The following is a 14,413-nucleotide window of genomic DNA, read 5'->3' as shown; positions in this document are numbered from 1 at the left end:
ATCCAGCTTGGTCGTATCTTATTGAGCTACTTGAAGTTAATTTTCTTCACTTTGTCTTTGGGGCACCCTTGGGACACAACGGTTGGCAAAGTGCTGTTCAGCATTTCCACTTGATTTCGGTCCATTCCACCGATCCACTTTGAATAAATCTCGTAAACCATCTTGGCATTTTCATGTCCGAGCTGACTAGCGATGAATGATGGGTTAGCTCCTGCAGTTAACAGCCAACAGGCGAAAGTGTGCCTGGATTGATAAGGTCTTCGAGAGCGGATCCCCGCCTTTTTTAATCCTGCATCCCAGCTATAGCCCAAAGAGGACTTACTGAAACTCGTTCCTTTTGTCCGGGAACGAGGATCTGGGATAAACACAAATCGCAAATGCTGTTGTTCAGTTAAGCCATATTCCCGGTGGTGGAAAGTGATTTCTGTTTTTCTTAGAGCACCGGTTCTTTGAAACTGAAGCCGTAAGGCATCCAGAGCGGGTTTTAAAAGGGTCACTGTTCGCTTACCAGCGTCCGTTTTAGGCGGTACAAATAACCCTTCATTAGTTTTGTTTCTGCATACATGGATCTCACCTCTTTCTAGGTCGATATCTTCCCACGCAAGCGCCGCTAACTCGCCATGTCGAAGGCCGGTATGTATCGCTATTGTCCATAGCAATTTCGCTGCAGGTGCCAGAACTTTTATAAAAGCGTCGTACTCATCATGAAGTAACGGATCCGGGTCTTTACGGGACCTCTTTAGCATTTTGATTCCATCGTGTGGGGCATGATTAATAAAATTACTACGCTGGGCCAGTTTCAGCATAGCTGTCAGGGTATTCATCAACCCATTTACAGTAGATACTGCACGACCGGTTTTGTTAAGCCAGGGAGAGTGGGGCGATACAGACTCTCCGGTCAACAATTGGTTTCGATAGTTCAACAGGTCGCTGTGTTGAATATCAGCAATGTAAGTGTTGCTTCCAACAACTGATCTTAACGTTTCCAGCCTTGAAACTATGCCACGATAGGATGCAGCCGAAACCTCTAGTTTTTTTGCTGTAAGGTAGGTACCGCAAAGCTCACCATACGTGCGGATCATTTGCGTGGTTGTGAATTTTTGTATGGCTTTCGATTCAGGGAAGTGCTCTGCATAATCAAACTTACCTTGCTGAATCTCACTCATAATTAAAGCTCGGAGGTTACCAGCCTTTCGTATATTGCTATTTGATACAGTCCAACCGCGCAAAACTTCGCGGCAACGTATGCCGCGATATAGAAAGCTAATTCTTATTCCCTTCCCATGCAGCTCTACGCCAGCAGGCATATTCATTATGTTTCCCCGACAAGCCTATTAATCCTGGTGTAGTTGTAGAGAAGCGTTACCCTTCCTTCTGAAGCCTTTGGATCTGGTGGGTGCTTCTTATAATGAATACCCTCGATCCATCTCCCCTCCCGGTAAGATTTAATTTGCCGGGGAGTCATATACATCTTCGCTACAATTCCCTTTTCCATCACCCATTCATCTTCTTGAGTAATATCGGCCATAAATAACCTCATGGCCGGGAAACTATAATCAGTTCCCCGGTTTAATGTTGATTATTGGAAATCAGTTCAGTGCGTACGGTCGTATTCTGCAATTGCTTCCATAGCTTCATCGGCGGTATATAGAGATGCAGGGTGAGTAATTCCTCTGATAAAGTCATCGCGGTCGCGTTGGCGATGCCTTAGCTCCAGTTCCGCAATGCGGGCCTCAGCCTCTTTGAGCTTTTTGGTCAGCCTGTCATGACCATCAACAATCTTCAGAGCCTCGCGGTTCATGCATTCCTCTGCCCGCTCTATGGCATTGCGAAGTTCACGGGTGCTTACAACACGCTTGTTCATTTCGCAGAGGTTATGCAGTGGAGCAAAGAACTCACGACGCACCAGTCGTGCGGCGACGATAATCAGGATGCTGCCGGACTCTCTGGCAACCTCCGGGGTAAGTTCGGTGATATTCATGCTGCACCCCCAAATATCCATTGATTACCCGCGTGAGCCTGGAACTTGCACGACGTATCCGGCAACAGAAGTTCCTGAACCACTTCACCGGTTTCAACGTAGTAATAATTGCTGTCGGTAACGTTGTTAATGAATAGAGCCTCACGCTCGTGCTCAGTCATTCCACCAATGATTTTCATCACCTTCTTAGTGATCGGGCGGAAATCCGGTTCTACACCTGCCAGCTTTGCTGCTGCGTAGTTGTGATGCCCGTCCATCAGGATGGTGTACTGAACCCCACGTAAAATGATGGGATAGACAGCCACTATGAACCGTTTAAAGCGCAGCGCTCTGTCTGCCACTTTCGACCTGTCCAGATAGCGCTGGCTGCTGATAAGTTGGCCTTTGATGATGCTCATGCCGCCACCTTGTGCGCTTCCGCATCGAACTTCCGGCCTTGATACCAACCGCGACGCAGCCAGCGACGGATGGTGCGCATAGCCTTTGCATCACCACGTACGGGCTCAGGGAAACCGCCGTATTTCACTGTTTTAGGTCCACGCTTGCGCTCTGACTGCATCATTCCGCACTCAATGATGTGATCGCGGTAGAAGGCCAGCCACTGCTTGCGATTACAGACAGGGCAAGGAATGTCACCACCATTCGTCAGCATGCCATCTTCGTATGCGTCGCAATCCCACAGATAGCCATCACAGCAAAGGCTGTCCGGATAATGCGCACCAAATTCATAACCTTGATATCCACAACTCATTCGTCATCCTCCTGTACCAGTTCGGTGTCGTCAGGAACCTGAATTGTCAGCTCAACGCTATAGCCGCTCTCATGCTGACCGAACGAACAAGGCCATGCAGGGAGAAGTGTTTCTTCGTTGACTTGACCGACGCCGATAGCCCAACAGCCTTCGTCTGTATAACAGGCAATAACCAGCATCTCGCCTTCAGAAGATTTCAGGTGATAAACGCCGGGGTTGCTATACATAGAGATTTCTTCCCGGATAGCGCCCTCGCATTCAAAAAGGTCATCGCTGGCACCGTAAAATTTCAGTTCTTTCATTTTTAGGTTCTCAGTTGTAGCCAATCGGATTAATGGCAACCAAAACGCCATCGGCAAAAAGGTCTTTTATTACGTGTTCGCATGGCTCGCCTTTTTCGTACTCTTCGATCAGATATATGTCACCGTCATCATTGAGATACACAGGGAAAATTGAGCCATTAATAAAATATGTTCCGTTGTTGTCGAGAATTTTGGCTTCTGCTACTTGAATCATCGTGAAGCCTCCGACTGAAGTGCTTTATATGCACGAAGCACGTGAGATGTTTTACCGGATATCTCCGTTTTCAAAATAAAGAATCCGCTGCTGTTATGGCGTACACTCGGAGCCAGAAACAAGGCTGTGTCCACAGCTCGATTATGGCGGCGGAATTCGAATACGGTACTGATGATGGTGGCGGTTGCTATTGCACCATGATCATCAAATTCTATTCTCACAATAATTATCTCCTGTCTTTACGTTGGTTATATTTTTCATGGCTCATTACTTCCCAACACTTCCCATTATCGCGGGACAATAAACGCCATTTCCTTCCAACCTTTAAACTTAAATTCCCACATTTAATGCGGCAGGGCTTTACTTGCCAGCAGTTATATGAATTAAGAGTTGCGTATGCTTTTTGATTAACGTGTAACGGTGTGCGAGTTGCGTTCGATATCATTTGTTCCATAGCGCAGGCCTTAGCTGAGCGGTTACTGGTCTTGATGGTAACGACTTGCGAACTAACGACTGCGTAGCCTTTAATTGGTTTTTCTTTTTTTCCTTTTCGTTACAGATAGAACAGTAATATGCCACTTTGCGATAAGCCCCTCGACCAGAAGGGCGATATTGCAACTCTTCGCGTGCAAAGGAGCCGCCGCAGCTGTAGCAGTGGAGTGTTTCGGTTTCCATATTTATTCCTGTGTTAAGGTGTGTAGATACCTGCCATTTAAGGCATTAATTCATTTTATTAATAATTAAAATGAAACTTCAGTATTTATTTTGTATTGTGCTGTCAGCAAATCACCGCTTACAGAAAGTAAATCGCCATACATTTCCATGCTGCACTCTATATCTTCAATTTCCAGAGATGAATACAATCTAATACATCCCATAAACATCCGGTCTTCTATGTGCTTTGCTGCTTCATATATGAATTTCATTGAAGCCATAGCCTGCGACCACATATCTCTGTCATCAATAAAGTGTGCAATAGCAAGTTTGCTTTGTGCTGCCTGAATATGAGGATCGTGTTTTGGTAAACTAGCCATTAAACACCCCCGTAACATGTAGAATTTTGATAATTGTCGCTGACCAGGCAACAAGGCAGATAGCCAGAACAATTACCAGTGAACGAATGCCGTTTCTGCTCATATTCCTACCCTCTTATTGGTGCCGAACCTTCCCCCGGTATATCCTGACGGTTCCTACACCTAAGGACCGAAGGAGGTTCGACATGTCTAATCTCGATGCACTTGAGCTAGCAAAAAACTACTTATCCCGAACAACTGAGCCACTAACCCCAATCGAATACCTGTCAAGGCTTCTGGACCTTGAGGGGGAATTCGAAGCCCTCCTCAGGGAGTCTGGTGATTTCGGGGTGCTTGATGACGAGACCTTTATTCGCCTTCACAACGAAGAGTTCGGTCACCTTTCTCCAGGTGATTACTGAGCGTCTTTAAAATCACACGTGCAGTAATTTCTGCTGCCTCTGTAATTTCACTTTCAGTCTTCCCAGCCAGAACCAACGCTATTGTTACGTCGCACACTGGCTGGGAAATCTTCTGGTTAATCAACTGAGCAATTCGGAAATTGCGGGTTTCTGGGCTGATTTCTGATGCCTTTTTCATTTCTGCTCCTATTGATTGATGTGACATGTCACACCTCGTTAGTTGACCCTTATCGCCGGGTAGCGGAACGTTTATCTATGGCACCGTTGTGGTGTTGATGGGTTAAATCTACTGCAAAATATTGTTGGTTGCAACTGTATTTTGTTGTTGTTTGGTGGGGGACCATTCGGCCAGAGCGGGAGTGACCGTATGGGGCAGGGAGGGGTTCGTGGTATGCTCATAAAAACGTCAAAGAGGATTGTGGATATGGACTACGAAGAAGCCGCGCAGCTGCGCTATCAGGAGATGTGTCGCATTGTCGGGGATGTCGTGTTTGCTATGGTTGCCGAAGGTCATGAAACCAAGCGGGTAGCCATAGCAGACGTGATAAGAACGGAGATTGCAAAGGGGCTGGATAAGTGGGATTTGGATCAGATTCAGGTGATGGAACTGGCGGTGAAGCTGCTGGAAGAGTAGGGCAAAGAAAACCCGGCGCGGGGGACCGGGTTTAGAAATGCTTACTAGTGTGCGTGCCTGAATTTATGCTTCAAAGCCAGCAATTTCATCGCAATTCCGGTTACTAGCAAGGTATGATTCGGAATCTTTGATGCCTTGTTAAGCATAGTGCCAATAACTAAAGATATAGCTAAGGATACCCCAACTCCAGAGAGAACAAACACTGAAATTATGGGATTTCTTGCCATATACATTTGCATCAGTACACCAAAAAACTCATCAAATTCTTTACTGTTTTCCTTCGCTAACTGCTCTGGTTGAAACTTGTTGGACGCTAGGGCAAAAATGACGAAAAACGGGGTAAGCACTGCAAATAAAGGCAGTGCAAACCAATTTCTGAACAGGCGATAGTTAAGAAACATTTTCGTTTTCTCTTTTTCAGAGATGTTATCGTCATCCAGAAAGCCTTCCAGCATTTCAACCGCTCGCCTCTGATGCTTCAATGCACTCTTACGACATAGGATCCAGTAGGCCAAAACGCCAACGCATATAGCTAGTGCATACAGCCAGTTTGTCATTTTTTGCCCTCCTTTTTCCTTTTCCGTTTCGCGTTTGAATCTTTTGCCCTTCGATCCAACTCGGTTTCAGTTGTTTTGAGTCTACCCCAAGTGTAGATGAAGTAAATAGCGATGGTAGGCAAAGAAAGAATCAGTAAACAACCCAAAAGCGGATGTCTATCATCAATTTTCTGCCAGGCATTGCTGAGGGCATCAATGGATTTAGAAACAATATCGTCGCCAACATCCAATTTAAAAAGAGAGAAGCCCATTGTAATCCTTTATAAACAACGAGTTGCTGCAATGATGAATCACCGCACCCCGTAACCCAAACATCTAATCTTTTTGTTAAGCTTTATTGCCCTTCTGGGCTGCAAGCCACCGGGCAACGGTCTTATCCATTGTCTCTTTGCGATCTTTCATTTCAGACAGCATTTGCTGCTGGTCTTCTTCCGGGAACGCATTGAAGGTTTTAAGCAGGTCCAATTGCATTGGGCCTAGCTTCATTGCGTCTGGAGTCACCACCTGATCTCCTTCGTCTGGTGGGAGCATGAACCAGTAGGGAGGACGGCCTGTAATTTCAACCAGCTTATCGATGCTTGCAGGCTTTGGGGTTGCTTTACCATTTACCCACTGCTGAACGGTCTGCTGGGCAACCCCGAGTCTTCGCGCGAGCTCAGCCTGGCTCCAACCCTCTTCTTTGAGGAGCTTGCTAATTCTATACATTGAAATTTCTATGGCTTTCATCATATCCAAATTATACAAAAAAAAGTTGTCGCAATCCCTACAATAAAAAACGGTTGATAGCCTACTGTTTTTTGTTGTATCCTCCGATTTGTTCAATTGGAGGATGTCTCATGAAAGAAGAAATTAAGACAAAAATCACAAACCGATTCTCGCAGAGAGAGATCGGTCGCCTTTTAGGGTTGAAGCAACAAACCGTATCTCAATGGATTAACACACGCATTCCTGCGGGGCGAGTCATTCCCCTGTGCGAGCTAATGGGCTGGGAAGTCACGCCCCATGAATTGCGTCCCGATCTTCATCCAACCCCTATCAGCGGAATACCTGAAGGCGTCATCGTGCCACAACGTCAGTCAGCCGAGGTGAATCATGAAAATCAGGCATGAACGCATTCGCGAGGCCATGAACGCCTGGGCGCTTTATCCCGGCGGTCGTAAAACGCCTGTATCGGCGATTGTCGACGCTTACTTCTCCATGGGTATGACCGCACCAGATTTGTACGACAACAGCCACCCTGACGCACTGAGTCGCAATATCCAGAAGATTTATCGCTGGGTTGAAAGTGATTCGCCTGCATCAATCGAAAAGATTGCGCAACTTCTCCCCGCGATAGAACGGGCTATGCCGCCGTTACTGCTGGCGCGGGTGCGTAGTTATTACTCCGCAACTTTCCGGGAACTTCTTCACCGCAAACAGCGTGTCGACGACGAAATGGAAGCGCTGTTCGGCGCAATGATTGCTATCTCTGACCGGATTGCTGATGGCGGCTCTTCCGGTAACACGCTGATGCATTAAGTCTGGAGTGGTTGCAATGAATCCATCTGACATCATTCGCGGCTTTGGGCGTCCTGTTGCGTACTACCCGGAACTGGCCAAGCACCTTGGCGGAGTGAGTTCGACAGTTCTTTTTTGCCAGATGACTTACTGGATGGACAAGCTCACTTCGGATCTGGGTGTGCACAAGACATCTGACGAGATAGAGGGCGAAACAGGGCTGAGCTATGAAGAGCAGCGCACAGCCAGAAGAAAACTAAAAAAACTTGGGGTTCTGATTGAAACAGAAAAGCGCCTTGAGCACCGGATTTATTTCAAAGTCGACTTTCACCGTCTGGATGAGATTTTAACGCAAGTCTTTGAAAAAGCCCCAAATGGGGAAAGTCCATTTCGGGAAATGGGGAAAGTCCATTTCGGGAAACGGGAAATCCCTTGTTCGGGAACTGGGGAAAGTCCATCCCGCGACGAGGGGAAAGTCCATTCCGATCCTACAGAGATTACTACAGAGATTACTACAGAGATTACAAAAGACTCTTGTCAGGCTGAACCTGACGAAAGTGCGGATCCGGCTGAAGTGGTTCTTGCTCATTTCAACCGAGTCACCCGCTCCAGCTACAGGGATGGGAAAACCACGATGGGCTATATCCGTGGTCGGTTGACGGATATGTACTCTGCCGATGATTTGATGCTGGTGGCGGATTATGCGACGGCCAAATGGCTGAACGACCCGAAGATGTGTGACTTCCTGCGGCCCAAGACGCTTTTTGGTCCTGAGAACTTTCAGGAGTACTACCAGAAGGCGATGAAGTGGGCTGAGTCTGGAAGGCCGCAATGCGTCAATGGTCGCTGGCTGATGCCAGGTCGGGATATTAACCACGTTTCAAAGCCTGACAACTTCGTACCAGCGGGCTTCAGGGGGTAAGCATGCAAAACACAGGTTCGTTACTTGAGCGGCTTCGTCGGGTAATTCCGGCAGGTGTTCAGCCAAAATTCAGCAGCGCTGAAGAGTTGATGGCATGGCATCGCGAAGAGGGTGCCAGGCGAGCGGCGGAGGTTGACAAAATCAACCAGCAGGCTCGCGCAGAAAAGATTTTCGGTCGCTCGGGTATTCAGAACCTGCACAGGGGATGCACGTTCTCCAACTACGAGGTTAATACGCCAGGGCAAAAACATGCACTGACGATGGCAAAGAGTTACGCCCAAAACTTTGGCTCAGGTTTTGCGAGCTTCGTGTTTAGCGGTAGTCCCGGAACCGGGAAAAACCATCTTGCTGCGGCTATAGGCAACAGCCTTCTGAAAGACGGACGGACAGTGCTGGTGGTTACTGTTCCAGATCTCAGCACAAGAGTCAGGGCTTGCTATGACGAGGGCAAATCCGAGTCAGCCTTGCTAGACGACCTGACGCGCGTCGATCTGCTCGTTCTTGATGAATTGGGTATGCAGAGGGACAGCAAGAGCGAAAAGGTGCTGCTGAATCAGATTATTGATCGCCGCCTTGCCGCCATGAAACCAGTAGGCGTACTGACGAACCTGAATCATGAACTGCTCACCGAAACGCTTGGTGCGCGGATCCTTGACCGACTCCAGATGGACGGCGGTATGTGGGTGAATTTTGACTGGGATAGCTACCGCCCAAGGGTTAGCCACCTTCGGGTTGTTAAATAAACTAGGGGGTTTTTTATGAAAAAAAACAAATCCAAGAAAACACAATACAGCGGTGAAATCACGATGATCGAATTTCTCAAAGCTAACTCTGATTTGACTACGCGTGAAATCGCCACTGCGCTGGGGCGCGGTATGTCGTCAGTGAATGGCCAGCTTCGCCAGTTACACGGAACGGGTCAGATTACCCAAAGCGGCATGCGGAATGGCGCGGCAATGTGGTGCTTTAACGATATGCCGTTTGGCTGCGCGAACCGGCTTCGGGCGATGTTTGAAAGCCTTCTGAGGGAATGTCGCGGGGTAGCTCAATGAAATTACCTGTGTGCCCTGATTGTGGCCTTCGCCCGGAATTCTGGTGGAAGGACAACTCGTTCGGCTCCTGTTTTGGTGCCCTGAAATGTCCTAATTACCATTATCGCGTTGAGCATGGTTACTGGGCTGGTGGCAAAAACAAAGCCAGACAAGCGCTGGAAGAGAAATGGATTGAAGCGGTGAATAAAAACGAGGTTAAAAATGGCTAAGAACTCAATCGACGCATACGGCGCCAGCGGCAAAACAAACGTTCTGATGTTTGAGCCGGAAAAGTTGCATCTTGTAACCGACAAGGCTCACCCGCTTTACGATGAACGTATTCACTTACCTCTCAGTGAAGCCATGGTGCTGAACATCATAGACCAGGGTGTTCTGGAGCCTATTATTGTCTGGAAAGACCCGGAAACTGGGTACTCCTGCGTGGTTGATGGCCGTCAGCGTGTCCGTCATACCCTGGAGGCTAACAGACGCCTGGCCAAAGAGGGTAAAACTCCGCTGCTGGTTCCGGCTGTTACTAAACGCGGTTCTGCTGTTCGCATGGCTCAGGCAATGGTCAGCGCAAACGAAATCCGCCAAGCCGACACACCGCTGGGCAGAGCCAAAAAGATGGCTGATGCGCTGGAGCGCGGGCATGACGAGGAAGACCTCGCGCTGATGTTCGGCGTCAGCGTCCCCACTGTACGCGCTACGCTATCCCTTCTGGATGCCACTCAGGCAGTCAAAGACGCGGTAGAGTCCGGTACAGTAACCGTTACCCAGGCGCGTCAACTGGCATCACTAAAACCCGAAGAACAGCGGGAAAAGGTAGCCGAAATCGAAGCGGCGACCGCTGGCACTACCGGTCATGAAAAAGCCCGTCGTCAGCGCGCCGTGCTTGGCGAAACTAAGCCACGTCTCAAATCACGCAAAGAAATCACGAAAGCCCTCGAAGGTGCCAGCGGTGAATACGCTGATGCTCTGCGCTGGGTGCTAGGGGGGGCTGTATGAGCGAATTTAACATTGAAGATTTAGACGCGGTAATTGCAAGAAGTCGTGAAGGCAGTCTTGCACAAATGCTGGCGTTACAACTGAAGGGCCAAATCAGGAAGTCCGAGCAGCTGTCTGCGGAGAACGTGGCAGCAAAAAAAATAATCAGCGAATGCCGGGAGTATTTCATTGCTGGAGTGATGAACCGCATCAGGCCAACGAATGAAGGCTACCTGCATATGATTTGCGACACGTTTGCAGACGAAACCCCCGCCACCGATCACATCGTAGCCGGGATTAAGGCTGATGGCCGCGTTGAAGGTGCACACTTCGTTGCTAATAGGATGCTGGCTGCTTGGGATGCAGGTTTTATCGAAGACACAGCCAAAAACGCTGCCGATATCGCTCGCATGATTCTCACCTCAACCGAGTTTATGGCAGATGCACCAGAGGGTGATTTCGACCGTTCTTTTGCTGATGGCATCCTGGAAGATATCGCCCAGCAGATGCGCGAGGGGGCCAAATGAGCATCGCTATCGAACTTATGCAGCACGCGCTGGGTATCAATGAGCGCAACAGGACGCCATGCCGCAATTACTTCCTCGCTGGCGACGGCCATGCGGACAACATGAAGTGGCAAGCGCTTGTCTCTGATGGCTATGCAACATCACGGCCTGCGCCTGGTTTCGTTGGCGGTGGCATTATCTATAGCGTCACAGATAAGGGCGAAGAATTAGCCATTTCGTCGCTGCCTGAACATAAGAAAAAGACGCGATACGAAGAATACCTTGACGCTGATAGTTGCCTGCCATTCGGTGAATGGCTGTTGGGTTATCAACTTCCAGAGGTCGAGTATGACCGTCACGGGAAATGCCGGATGTTCAGATGCTCATACGATGCATCTTATGGCTACCCGCGTCGTGATATTCAGGGCGAATGGTGCCCAACAAAGAAAGCAGCCAAAGCCAGCTACAAAGAAGCGCTGAGTAAGTCAAAACAGGAGCGTGCCGCATGACTGATATCACCGAACTGGCGCAGAGCCTGAAAGCGGCAGCAGAGAATGCTATTGGGGCGCATGAACGGCTCGCAGCATATCCATATGGTGAGATTATCGATATCTCTCAGCATGAAGGTGAACAGATTGATATCGATATCACTGATCTGAATGAATTCAACAAAGAAGCCAACCCGGTAAACATCCTCGCGTTGGTAGAGGCGCTGGAGAAGGCGCAGCAGTTGGCCACTCAGCAGGGAAATATCGCCTGCGCGCTTTTCGATGAAGTTACCGCTCAGCGCCAGCGCATCGCCGAGCTGGAGTCCCGCACCGTCACCGTGAAGATGCCGCCTGAGCTTTACACAATCGGTGAGCTTATCAGGACGCAGGACAACCGCATTACCGATCAGCCCATGTTCGTCGTTTTCCAGAAGCGTGAAATTATCGGAAGCGACGAGCACTCGCCTAGCCGAATTTGCTGGGTATGGGATGGTGAAGAGGTCAGCGAGCTGAGAGCCAAGCGGCTGGAAGCGCTTTATCAGGATGGTCGCGACACTCGCGGATATGACCGATACGCGATGCAGGAAGTGGATGAGTTTGTTACCGCCTGCTTTACCGAGCATGGATGCAAAGACTATCTGCGCCAGAACGGTCATAACCTGCGGTTGCCGTACATTTACGCCTGCGGCTCTTTCCGAAATAACGAATATCAGCTCGTTAGAAATTGGCTGGCTGGCATCAAGTGGGAGGCTGAGTGATGGCTGAAAAATCATCTTTGGAACGCCTGCAGGAAATTAATGCAGACAATCAACGCAGAGTGACAGTCAGCGTCGGCGTTCTCAAGGCGGCGCGTAGAGAAATACAGGCTCACGTCAAGCTAAACGGCAAGGGAATCATGACGGATATGGTTCTCAACTCCCTGAATGCGATTATCGAAGGAGCTAACCAATGACCAATAACCAGTTAACCAGAGAACGCATTGAGCTAATCGCTAACTTTCATCGCGCAATGACGCTGCCGCCGTCTCACGATGAAATTGAAGAATTGGCCCGCATGGCACTGGTCGCAATGGACAGCGAGCCGGTGGCGTGGATATCACAAAGCAATCTTGATGCTTTGAGTCGTGGTCACGATGCCCTGGTGAAAAGCACTGATAATGTTGTTCAGCCCGTTCCGCTCTATCGCCACGCGCAGCCAGCGCCGGTAGTGCCTGAAGGTCTGCGAATGGCATTGAGCAATGCAGGTATAGCAGCCCCTGAATCAGATGAGATGCTAGCGGCTACTCATGAGAAGTATGTTCAGGCACTCGTTATGTGGGTGAGAGATAGGAAGCCATTCCAGCCAGCGCCGGTAGTTCAAGATGAGCGAGCGATAACTCAGCATTTCGACACGATAGCACTTGAAACAGCCAGGGAGATTTTGTGCGACGTAAATCGCCGCCATGAATTTCTTGGTGGTGACGTTCAGTTGCTCTCTCGTATTCAATGTCGAATTGATGAAGCCTGCCGCGCCGCCATGCTCGCAGCAACCCCGCAGCCACCCGGCAGTGAACCGGCCACCTTGCCTGGTAAATGGATTCCGGTAAGCGAGCGGATGCCGGAGAATGGTGTATCTGTGCTCACATTCGACGGAATGTATAGGCGAGTTCATCATGCTATGTACGGTCACTGGCAGTGCCGGGAGCCAGAGAAAATCACTCACTGGATGCCGCTGCCAGCCGCCCCGCAGGAGGTGAACCATGGCTGAGTTACGCGCAGGTTGTCAGGCAATGATTATTGGGGGCTTCTACCGCACCAATGACGGGAAGTCAGTGCTGGTTGTAGGCTTTGTGCCGAATGGTTCCCAGTTCACCTGGAATGGCGAGGTGTATGCCGAACCAGTGCCGATGGGCGATGCATGGTTAATATCAGGCGACCTGGTGGCTCGGGATGGAGATACCGGCGAAGCGAAAAGGCTGGATTTTGCGCTAATGCCAGCAAAATACCTGATGCCCATCGACGGCGACGACTTCAGCAATGAAGACCAGCACCAGAAGGAGCGGGAGCATGCCTAAATCCCCCGCAGAACGCAAAGCCATAAAACGCAAACATGCTATTTGCTATCAACAAATCTAAGGTTTGTTATTTATGCGAATGATAACCAGAAAGAAACCAGCCTTCACCGAGCTGTATCAAACAGGCGTATTGACGCGTATCGCTGCAGTAAAAAGTCCTGATGGTGGCGGCTGGCGGTTATTTGGTCTTTGGCGCGATAAGGAAATCGCGGTTTTTGTCGAGGCTGCGCGCGGAGGCGTTAGGGAGTGGTCTGGTCTGGACTATCTCGCCAGTTTCTGCGCAAGTTGCGGAATCAGTCTGTGGGAGATTCATAACAAGGTCGAACAAAAGCTACCGGAGTGATTATCAACCCATCATCTTAAGCCCGCTTTTGCGGGTTTTCTTTTTCTGGCTTGGAAAATAGGGGGTTGCACACTACACAAAATGTGCATTCTTTGTCGCGGTAGTGTTTTCTGCTGCTCTATTTTACATGCAATTAATTAAATTCTGAAATTGGCTGAGTTCTTCTGGCTGAGTGAAATAGGGGGTTGCACCAGAGAAAAAATGTGAATGACTTTTTTATATTCAATGATTTTTTGTAATACATTGAATTTATTGTTTTTTGTATTTTCATTGTCATTCTATTTTGTCCATGAAAATAGGGTCTTGATGGACGATCTAAATATGTCATTGTATTCCAGAACGTCGCGAGTTCATTTTTATCCATCCCTGTACAGGAAAAGAAAAATCTACGATTTATGAAATATTCACAAGGTGCGGACTGATGAATAAGAAAGAAATGAATGAAGCAATGGACGTTTTGGGTACGTATGTTGTCAACCACCTTTCTGGTGGAGTTTATGTTGTAACCCCGCTTAATGAAGGAGAGATTGTAATCACAAAGGAATCTCACGAGGAGTGTAAAGTATTCTTCCGGAAGAAGAAAAAGTGATTTATACTAATCACCTCGGCTGAACACCGAATCTATGGCGCCATCACCGGAGTAAAGTGATGACGCAAAAACGCAGCAACGCCATTTCACACCGTGCCCTTGAGCGCGGTGTCTCTGTTCATC

The 14,413-nt window shown here is 48.8% G+C and carries 31 protein-coding genes; 16 read left to right on the top strand and 15 right to left on the bottom strand.

Annotation, left to right across the window (positions count from 1 at the left end; translation table 11 throughout):
* Positions 1-26: 26 nt before the first annotated feature.
* The 12 genes from HV127_RS22975 to HV127_RS22930 all read right to left on the bottom strand — a co-directional run bounded on the left by HV127_RS22975 (position 27) and on the right by HV127_RS22930 (position 4,861).
* Positions 27-1,313: a site-specific integrase gene (locus HV127_RS22975; RefSeq protein WP_182239028.1), complete on the bottom strand. Its 1,287-nt coding sequence runs from the start codon at positions 1,311-1,313 to the stop codon at positions 27-29.
* On the bottom strand, positions 1,313-1,528 hold the full coding sequence (gene xisR / locus HV127_RS22970; RefSeq protein WP_004111685.1) for an excisionase family protein: 216 nt from the start codon (positions 1,526-1,528) through the stop codon (positions 1,313-1,315). Before xisR ends, HV127_RS22975 begins: the two co-directional genes overlap by 1 nt.
* Before the next feature lie 66 nt (positions 1,529-1,594).
* On the bottom strand, positions 1,595-1,981 hold the full coding sequence (locus HV127_RS22965; RefSeq protein WP_228727469.1) for a hypothetical protein: 387 nt from the start codon (positions 1,979-1,981) through the stop codon (positions 1,595-1,597).
* On the bottom strand, positions 1,978-2,379 hold the full coding sequence (locus HV127_RS22960) for a ParB/RepB/Spo0J family partition protein (RefSeq protein WP_182237435.1): 402 nt from the start codon (positions 2,377-2,379) through the stop codon (positions 1,978-1,980). The genes HV127_RS22965 and HV127_RS22960 overlap by 4 nt, the downstream gene beginning before the upstream one ends.
* Positions 2,376-2,732, bottom strand: a complete 357-nt coding sequence (locus HV127_RS22955) for a hypothetical protein (protein WP_128696940.1) — start codon at positions 2,730-2,732, stop codon at positions 2,376-2,378. The genes HV127_RS22960 and HV127_RS22955 overlap by 4 nt, the downstream gene beginning before the upstream one ends.
* The gene (locus HV127_RS22950; RefSeq protein WP_182239026.1) at positions 2,729-3,034 is read right to left on the bottom strand and encodes a hypothetical protein; all 306 of its coding nucleotides are present in this window, start codon (positions 3,032-3,034) and stop codon (positions 2,729-2,731) included. The genes HV127_RS22955 and HV127_RS22950 overlap by 4 nt, the downstream gene beginning before the upstream one ends.
* Positions 3,035-3,044: 10 nt before the next feature.
* Entirely contained in the window at positions 3,045-3,248 is a 204-nt protein-coding gene (locus HV127_RS22945; protein ID WP_182239024.1) for a hypothetical protein, read from the bottom strand.
* Positions 3,245-3,469, bottom strand: a complete 225-nt coding sequence (locus tag HV127_RS31840; RefSeq protein WP_228727490.1) for a hypothetical protein — start codon at positions 3,467-3,469, stop codon at positions 3,245-3,247. Before HV127_RS31840 ends, HV127_RS22945 begins: the two co-directional genes overlap by 4 nt.
* A gap of 220 nt (positions 3,470-3,689) precedes the next feature.
* A complete protein-coding gene (locus HV127_RS22940) occupies positions 3,690-3,923 on the bottom strand; it encodes a hypothetical protein (RefSeq protein WP_182239023.1) in 234 nt (77 codons plus the stop codon).
* 65 nt (positions 3,924-3,988) lie between these two features.
* Complete coding sequence (locus HV127_RS22935) at positions 3,989-4,282, bottom strand: host cell division inhibitory peptide Kil (protein ID WP_182239021.1); 294 nt, start codon at positions 4,280-4,282, stop codon at positions 3,989-3,991.
* Positions 4,275-4,385 (bottom strand): hypothetical protein, encoded by a 111-nt coding sequence (locus HV127_RS32110; RefSeq protein ID WP_004111705.1) that lies wholly within the window; start codon positions 4,383-4,385, stop codon positions 4,275-4,277. Before HV127_RS32110 ends, HV127_RS22935 begins: the two co-directional genes overlap by 8 nt.
* 245 nt (positions 4,386-4,630) lie before the next feature.
* The gene (locus HV127_RS22930; protein ID WP_142461857.1) at positions 4,631-4,861 is read right to left on the bottom strand and encodes a hypothetical protein; all 231 of its coding nucleotides are present in this window, start codon (positions 4,859-4,861) and stop codon (positions 4,631-4,633) included.
* 246 nt (positions 4,862-5,107) lie between these two features.
* Here HV127_RS22930 and fumD point away from each other — a divergent pair, with 246 nt between their 5' ends.
* On the top strand, positions 5,108-5,317 hold the full coding sequence (fumD, locus tag HV127_RS22925) for a fumarate hydratase FumD (protein WP_128696945.1): 210 nt from the start codon (positions 5,108-5,110) through the stop codon (positions 5,315-5,317).
* A gap of 44 nt (positions 5,318-5,361) precedes the next feature.
* Here the strand turns inward: fumD and HV127_RS22920 are convergent, their stop codons facing one another.
* The 3 genes from HV127_RS22920 to HV127_RS22910 all read right to left on the bottom strand — a co-directional run bounded on the left by HV127_RS22920 (position 5,362) and on the right by HV127_RS22910 (position 6,603).
* Complete coding sequence (locus tag HV127_RS22920) at positions 5,362-5,874, bottom strand: hypothetical protein (protein WP_142461856.1); 513 nt, start codon at positions 5,872-5,874, stop codon at positions 5,362-5,364.
* Positions 5,871-6,125: a hypothetical protein gene (locus tag HV127_RS22915; RefSeq protein ID WP_142461855.1), complete on the bottom strand. Its 255-nt coding sequence runs from the start codon at positions 6,123-6,125 to the stop codon at positions 5,871-5,873. The genes HV127_RS22920 and HV127_RS22915 overlap by 4 nt, the downstream gene beginning before the upstream one ends.
* A 76-nt stretch (positions 6,126-6,201) precedes the next feature.
* Entirely contained in the window at positions 6,202-6,603 is a 402-nt protein-coding gene (locus tag HV127_RS22910; protein ID WP_182239019.1) for a helix-turn-helix domain-containing protein, read from the bottom strand.
* A 107-nt stretch (positions 6,604-6,710) separates the two neighbouring features.
* Between HV127_RS22910 and HV127_RS22905 the strand changes: the two genes are divergently transcribed.
* The 15 genes from HV127_RS22905 (at position 6,711) to HV127_RS22835 (ending at position 14,290) form a co-directional block, all read left to right on the top strand.
* Complete coding sequence (locus HV127_RS22905; protein ID WP_162121783.1) at positions 6,711-6,983, top strand: YdaS family helix-turn-helix protein; 273 nt, start codon at positions 6,711-6,713, stop codon at positions 6,981-6,983.
* On the top strand, positions 6,967-7,392 hold the full coding sequence (locus HV127_RS22900) for a toxin YdaT family protein (RefSeq protein ID WP_182239017.1): 426 nt from the start codon (positions 6,967-6,969) through the stop codon (positions 7,390-7,392). Before HV127_RS22905 ends, HV127_RS22900 begins: the two co-directional genes overlap by 17 nt.
* A gap of 16 nt (positions 7,393-7,408) precedes the next feature.
* Positions 7,409-8,293: a conserved phage C-terminal domain-containing protein gene (locus tag HV127_RS22895; RefSeq protein ID WP_182239015.1), complete on the top strand. Its 885-nt coding sequence runs from the start codon at positions 7,409-7,411 to the stop codon at positions 8,291-8,293.
* 2 nt (positions 8,294-8,295) lie between these two features.
* Positions 8,296-9,036 (top strand): ATP-binding protein, encoded by a 741-nt coding sequence (locus HV127_RS22890; protein WP_142461851.1) that lies wholly within the window; start codon positions 8,296-8,298, stop codon positions 9,034-9,036.
* 15 nt (positions 9,037-9,051) lie between these two features.
* Complete coding sequence (locus tag HV127_RS22885; RefSeq protein WP_182239013.1) at positions 9,052-9,345, top strand: FaeA/PapI family transcriptional regulator; 294 nt, start codon at positions 9,052-9,054, stop codon at positions 9,343-9,345.
* Positions 9,342-9,554 (top strand): hypothetical protein, encoded by a 213-nt coding sequence (locus tag HV127_RS22880; RefSeq protein ID WP_182239011.1) that lies wholly within the window; start codon positions 9,342-9,344, stop codon positions 9,552-9,554. Before HV127_RS22885 ends, HV127_RS22880 begins: the two co-directional genes overlap by 4 nt.
* Positions 9,547-10,332, top strand: coding sequence for a hypothetical protein (locus HV127_RS22875; RefSeq protein WP_182239009.1), 786 nt, complete (start codon positions 9,547-9,549; stop codon positions 10,330-10,332). Before HV127_RS22880 ends, HV127_RS22875 begins: the two co-directional genes overlap by 8 nt.
* The gene (locus HV127_RS31835; RefSeq protein WP_228727489.1) at positions 10,329-10,838 is read left to right on the top strand and encodes an ead/Ea22-like family protein; all 510 of its coding nucleotides are present in this window, start codon (positions 10,329-10,331) and stop codon (positions 10,836-10,838) included. The genes HV127_RS22875 and HV127_RS31835 overlap by 4 nt, the downstream gene beginning before the upstream one ends.
* A complete protein-coding gene (locus tag HV127_RS22865) occupies positions 10,835-11,326 on the top strand; it encodes a hypothetical protein (RefSeq protein WP_182239007.1) in 492 nt (163 codons plus the stop codon). Before HV127_RS31835 ends, HV127_RS22865 begins: the two co-directional genes overlap by 4 nt.
* Complete coding sequence (locus tag HV127_RS22860) at positions 11,323-12,063, top strand: ead/Ea22-like family protein (protein ID WP_182239005.1); 741 nt, start codon at positions 11,323-11,325, stop codon at positions 12,061-12,063. The genes HV127_RS22865 and HV127_RS22860 overlap by 4 nt, the downstream gene beginning before the upstream one ends.
* The gene (locus HV127_RS22855; RefSeq protein ID WP_087749808.1) at positions 12,063-12,257 is read left to right on the top strand and encodes a hypothetical protein; all 195 of its coding nucleotides are present in this window, start codon (positions 12,063-12,065) and stop codon (positions 12,255-12,257) included. The genes HV127_RS22860 and HV127_RS22855 overlap by 1 nt, the downstream gene beginning before the upstream one ends.
* On the top strand, positions 12,254-13,051 hold the full coding sequence (locus HV127_RS31830; RefSeq protein ID WP_228727488.1) for a DUF551 domain-containing protein: 798 nt from the start codon (positions 12,254-12,256) through the stop codon (positions 13,049-13,051). The genes HV127_RS22855 and HV127_RS31830 overlap by 4 nt, the downstream gene beginning before the upstream one ends.
* Positions 13,044-13,358 (top strand): hypothetical protein, encoded by a 315-nt coding sequence (locus HV127_RS22845; RefSeq protein ID WP_182239004.1) that lies wholly within the window; start codon positions 13,044-13,046, stop codon positions 13,356-13,358. Before HV127_RS31830 ends, HV127_RS22845 begins: the two co-directional genes overlap by 8 nt.
* Before the next feature lie 73 nt (positions 13,359-13,431).
* The gene (locus HV127_RS22840) at positions 13,432-13,701 is read left to right on the top strand and encodes a hypothetical protein (protein ID WP_049099384.1); all 270 of its coding nucleotides are present in this window, start codon (positions 13,432-13,434) and stop codon (positions 13,699-13,701) included.
* Positions 13,702-14,122: 421 nt separating this feature from the next.
* On the top strand, positions 14,123-14,290 hold the full coding sequence (locus tag HV127_RS22835; protein ID WP_155774241.1) for a hypothetical protein: 168 nt from the start codon (positions 14,123-14,125) through the stop codon (positions 14,288-14,290).
* Positions 14,291-14,413: the final 123 nt, after the last annotated feature.

This window comes from Klebsiella sp. RHBSTW-00215, assembly GCF_014103785.1.
Lineage (GTDB): Bacteria > Pseudomonadota > Gammaproteobacteria > Enterobacterales > Enterobacteriaceae > Klebsiella.
This window is presented reverse-complemented; position numbering and strand designations above follow the sequence as displayed.

Coding starts and splice junctions, on each gene's coding strand:
- HV127_RS22975 (WP_182239028.1), bottom strand. CDS start 1,313: ATGAATATGCCTGCTGGCGTAGAGCTGCATGGGAAGGGAATAAGAATT.
- xisR (WP_004111685.1), bottom strand. CDS start 1,528: ATGGCCGATATTACTCAAGAAGATGAATGGGTGATGGAAAAGGGAATT.
- HV127_RS22965 (WP_228727469.1), bottom strand. CDS start 1,981: ATGAATATCACCGAACTTACCCCGGAGGTTGCCAGAGAGTCCGGCAGC.
- HV127_RS22960 (WP_182237435.1), bottom strand. CDS start 2,379: ATGAGCATCATCAAAGGCCAACTTATCAGCAGCCAGCGCTATCTGGAC.
- HV127_RS22955 (WP_128696940.1), bottom strand. CDS start 2,732: ATGAGTTGTGGATATCAAGGTTATGAATTTGGTGCGCATTATCCGGAC.
- HV127_RS22950 (WP_182239026.1), bottom strand. CDS start 3,034: ATGAAAGAACTGAAATTTTACGGTGCCAGCGATGACCTTTTTGAATGC.
- HV127_RS22945 (WP_182239024.1), bottom strand. CDS start 3,248: ATGATTCAAGTAGCAGAAGCCAAAATTCTCGACAACAACGGAACATAT.
- HV127_RS22940 (WP_182239023.1), bottom strand. CDS start 3,923: ATGGAAACCGAAACACTCCACTGCTACAGCTGCGGCGGCTCCTTTGCA.
- HV127_RS22935 (WP_182239021.1), bottom strand. CDS start 4,282: ATGGCTAGTTTACCAAAACACGATCCTCATATTCAGGCAGCACAAAGC.
- HV127_RS32110 (WP_004111705.1), bottom strand. CDS start 4,385: ATGAGCAGAAACGGCATTCGTTCACTGGTAATTGTTCTGGCTATCTGC.
- HV127_RS22930 (WP_142461857.1), bottom strand. CDS start 4,861: ATGAAAAAGGCATCAGAAATCAGCCCAGAAACCCGCAATTTCCGAATT.
- fumD (WP_128696945.1), top strand. CDS start 5,108: ATGGACTACGAAGAAGCCGCGCAGCTGCGCTATCAGGAGATGTGTCGC.
- HV127_RS22920 (WP_142461856.1), bottom strand. CDS start 5,874: ATGACAAACTGGCTGTATGCACTAGCTATATGCGTTGGCGTTTTGGCC.
- HV127_RS22915 (WP_142461855.1), bottom strand. CDS start 6,125: ATGGGCTTCTCTCTTTTTAAATTGGATGTTGGCGACGATATTGTTTCT.
- HV127_RS22910 (WP_182239019.1), bottom strand. CDS start 6,603: ATGATGAAAGCCATAGAAATTTCAATGTATAGAATTAGCAAGCTCCTC.
- HV127_RS22905 (WP_162121783.1), top strand. CDS start 6,711: ATGAAAGAAGAAATTAAGACAAAAATCACAAACCGATTCTCGCAGAGA.
- HV127_RS22900 (WP_182239017.1), top strand. CDS start 6,967: ATGAAAATCAGGCATGAACGCATTCGCGAGGCCATGAACGCCTGGGCG.
- HV127_RS22895 (WP_182239015.1), top strand. CDS start 7,409: ATGAATCCATCTGACATCATTCGCGGCTTTGGGCGTCCTGTTGCGTAC.
- HV127_RS22890 (WP_142461851.1), top strand. CDS start 8,296: ATGCAAAACACAGGTTCGTTACTTGAGCGGCTTCGTCGGGTAATTCCG.
- HV127_RS22885 (WP_182239013.1), top strand. CDS start 9,052: ATGAAAAAAAACAAATCCAAGAAAACACAATACAGCGGTGAAATCACG.
- HV127_RS22880 (WP_182239011.1), top strand. CDS start 9,342: ATGAAATTACCTGTGTGCCCTGATTGTGGCCTTCGCCCGGAATTCTGG.
- HV127_RS22875 (WP_182239009.1), top strand. CDS start 9,547: ATGGCTAAGAACTCAATCGACGCATACGGCGCCAGCGGCAAAACAAAC.
- HV127_RS31835 (WP_228727489.1), top strand. CDS start 10,329: ATGAGCGAATTTAACATTGAAGATTTAGACGCGGTAATTGCAAGAAGT.
- HV127_RS22865 (WP_182239007.1), top strand. CDS start 10,835: ATGAGCATCGCTATCGAACTTATGCAGCACGCGCTGGGTATCAATGAG.
- HV127_RS22860 (WP_182239005.1), top strand. CDS start 11,323: ATGACTGATATCACCGAACTGGCGCAGAGCCTGAAAGCGGCAGCAGAG.
- HV127_RS22855 (WP_087749808.1), top strand. CDS start 12,063: ATGGCTGAAAAATCATCTTTGGAACGCCTGCAGGAAATTAATGCAGAC.
- HV127_RS31830 (WP_228727488.1), top strand. CDS start 12,254: ATGACCAATAACCAGTTAACCAGAGAACGCATTGAGCTAATCGCTAAC.
- HV127_RS22845 (WP_182239004.1), top strand. CDS start 13,044: ATGGCTGAGTTACGCGCAGGTTGTCAGGCAATGATTATTGGGGGCTTC.
- HV127_RS22840 (WP_049099384.1), top strand. CDS start 13,432: ATGCGAATGATAACCAGAAAGAAACCAGCCTTCACCGAGCTGTATCAA.
- HV127_RS22835 (WP_155774241.1), top strand. CDS start 14,123: ATGAATAAGAAAGAAATGAATGAAGCAATGGACGTTTTGGGTACGTAT.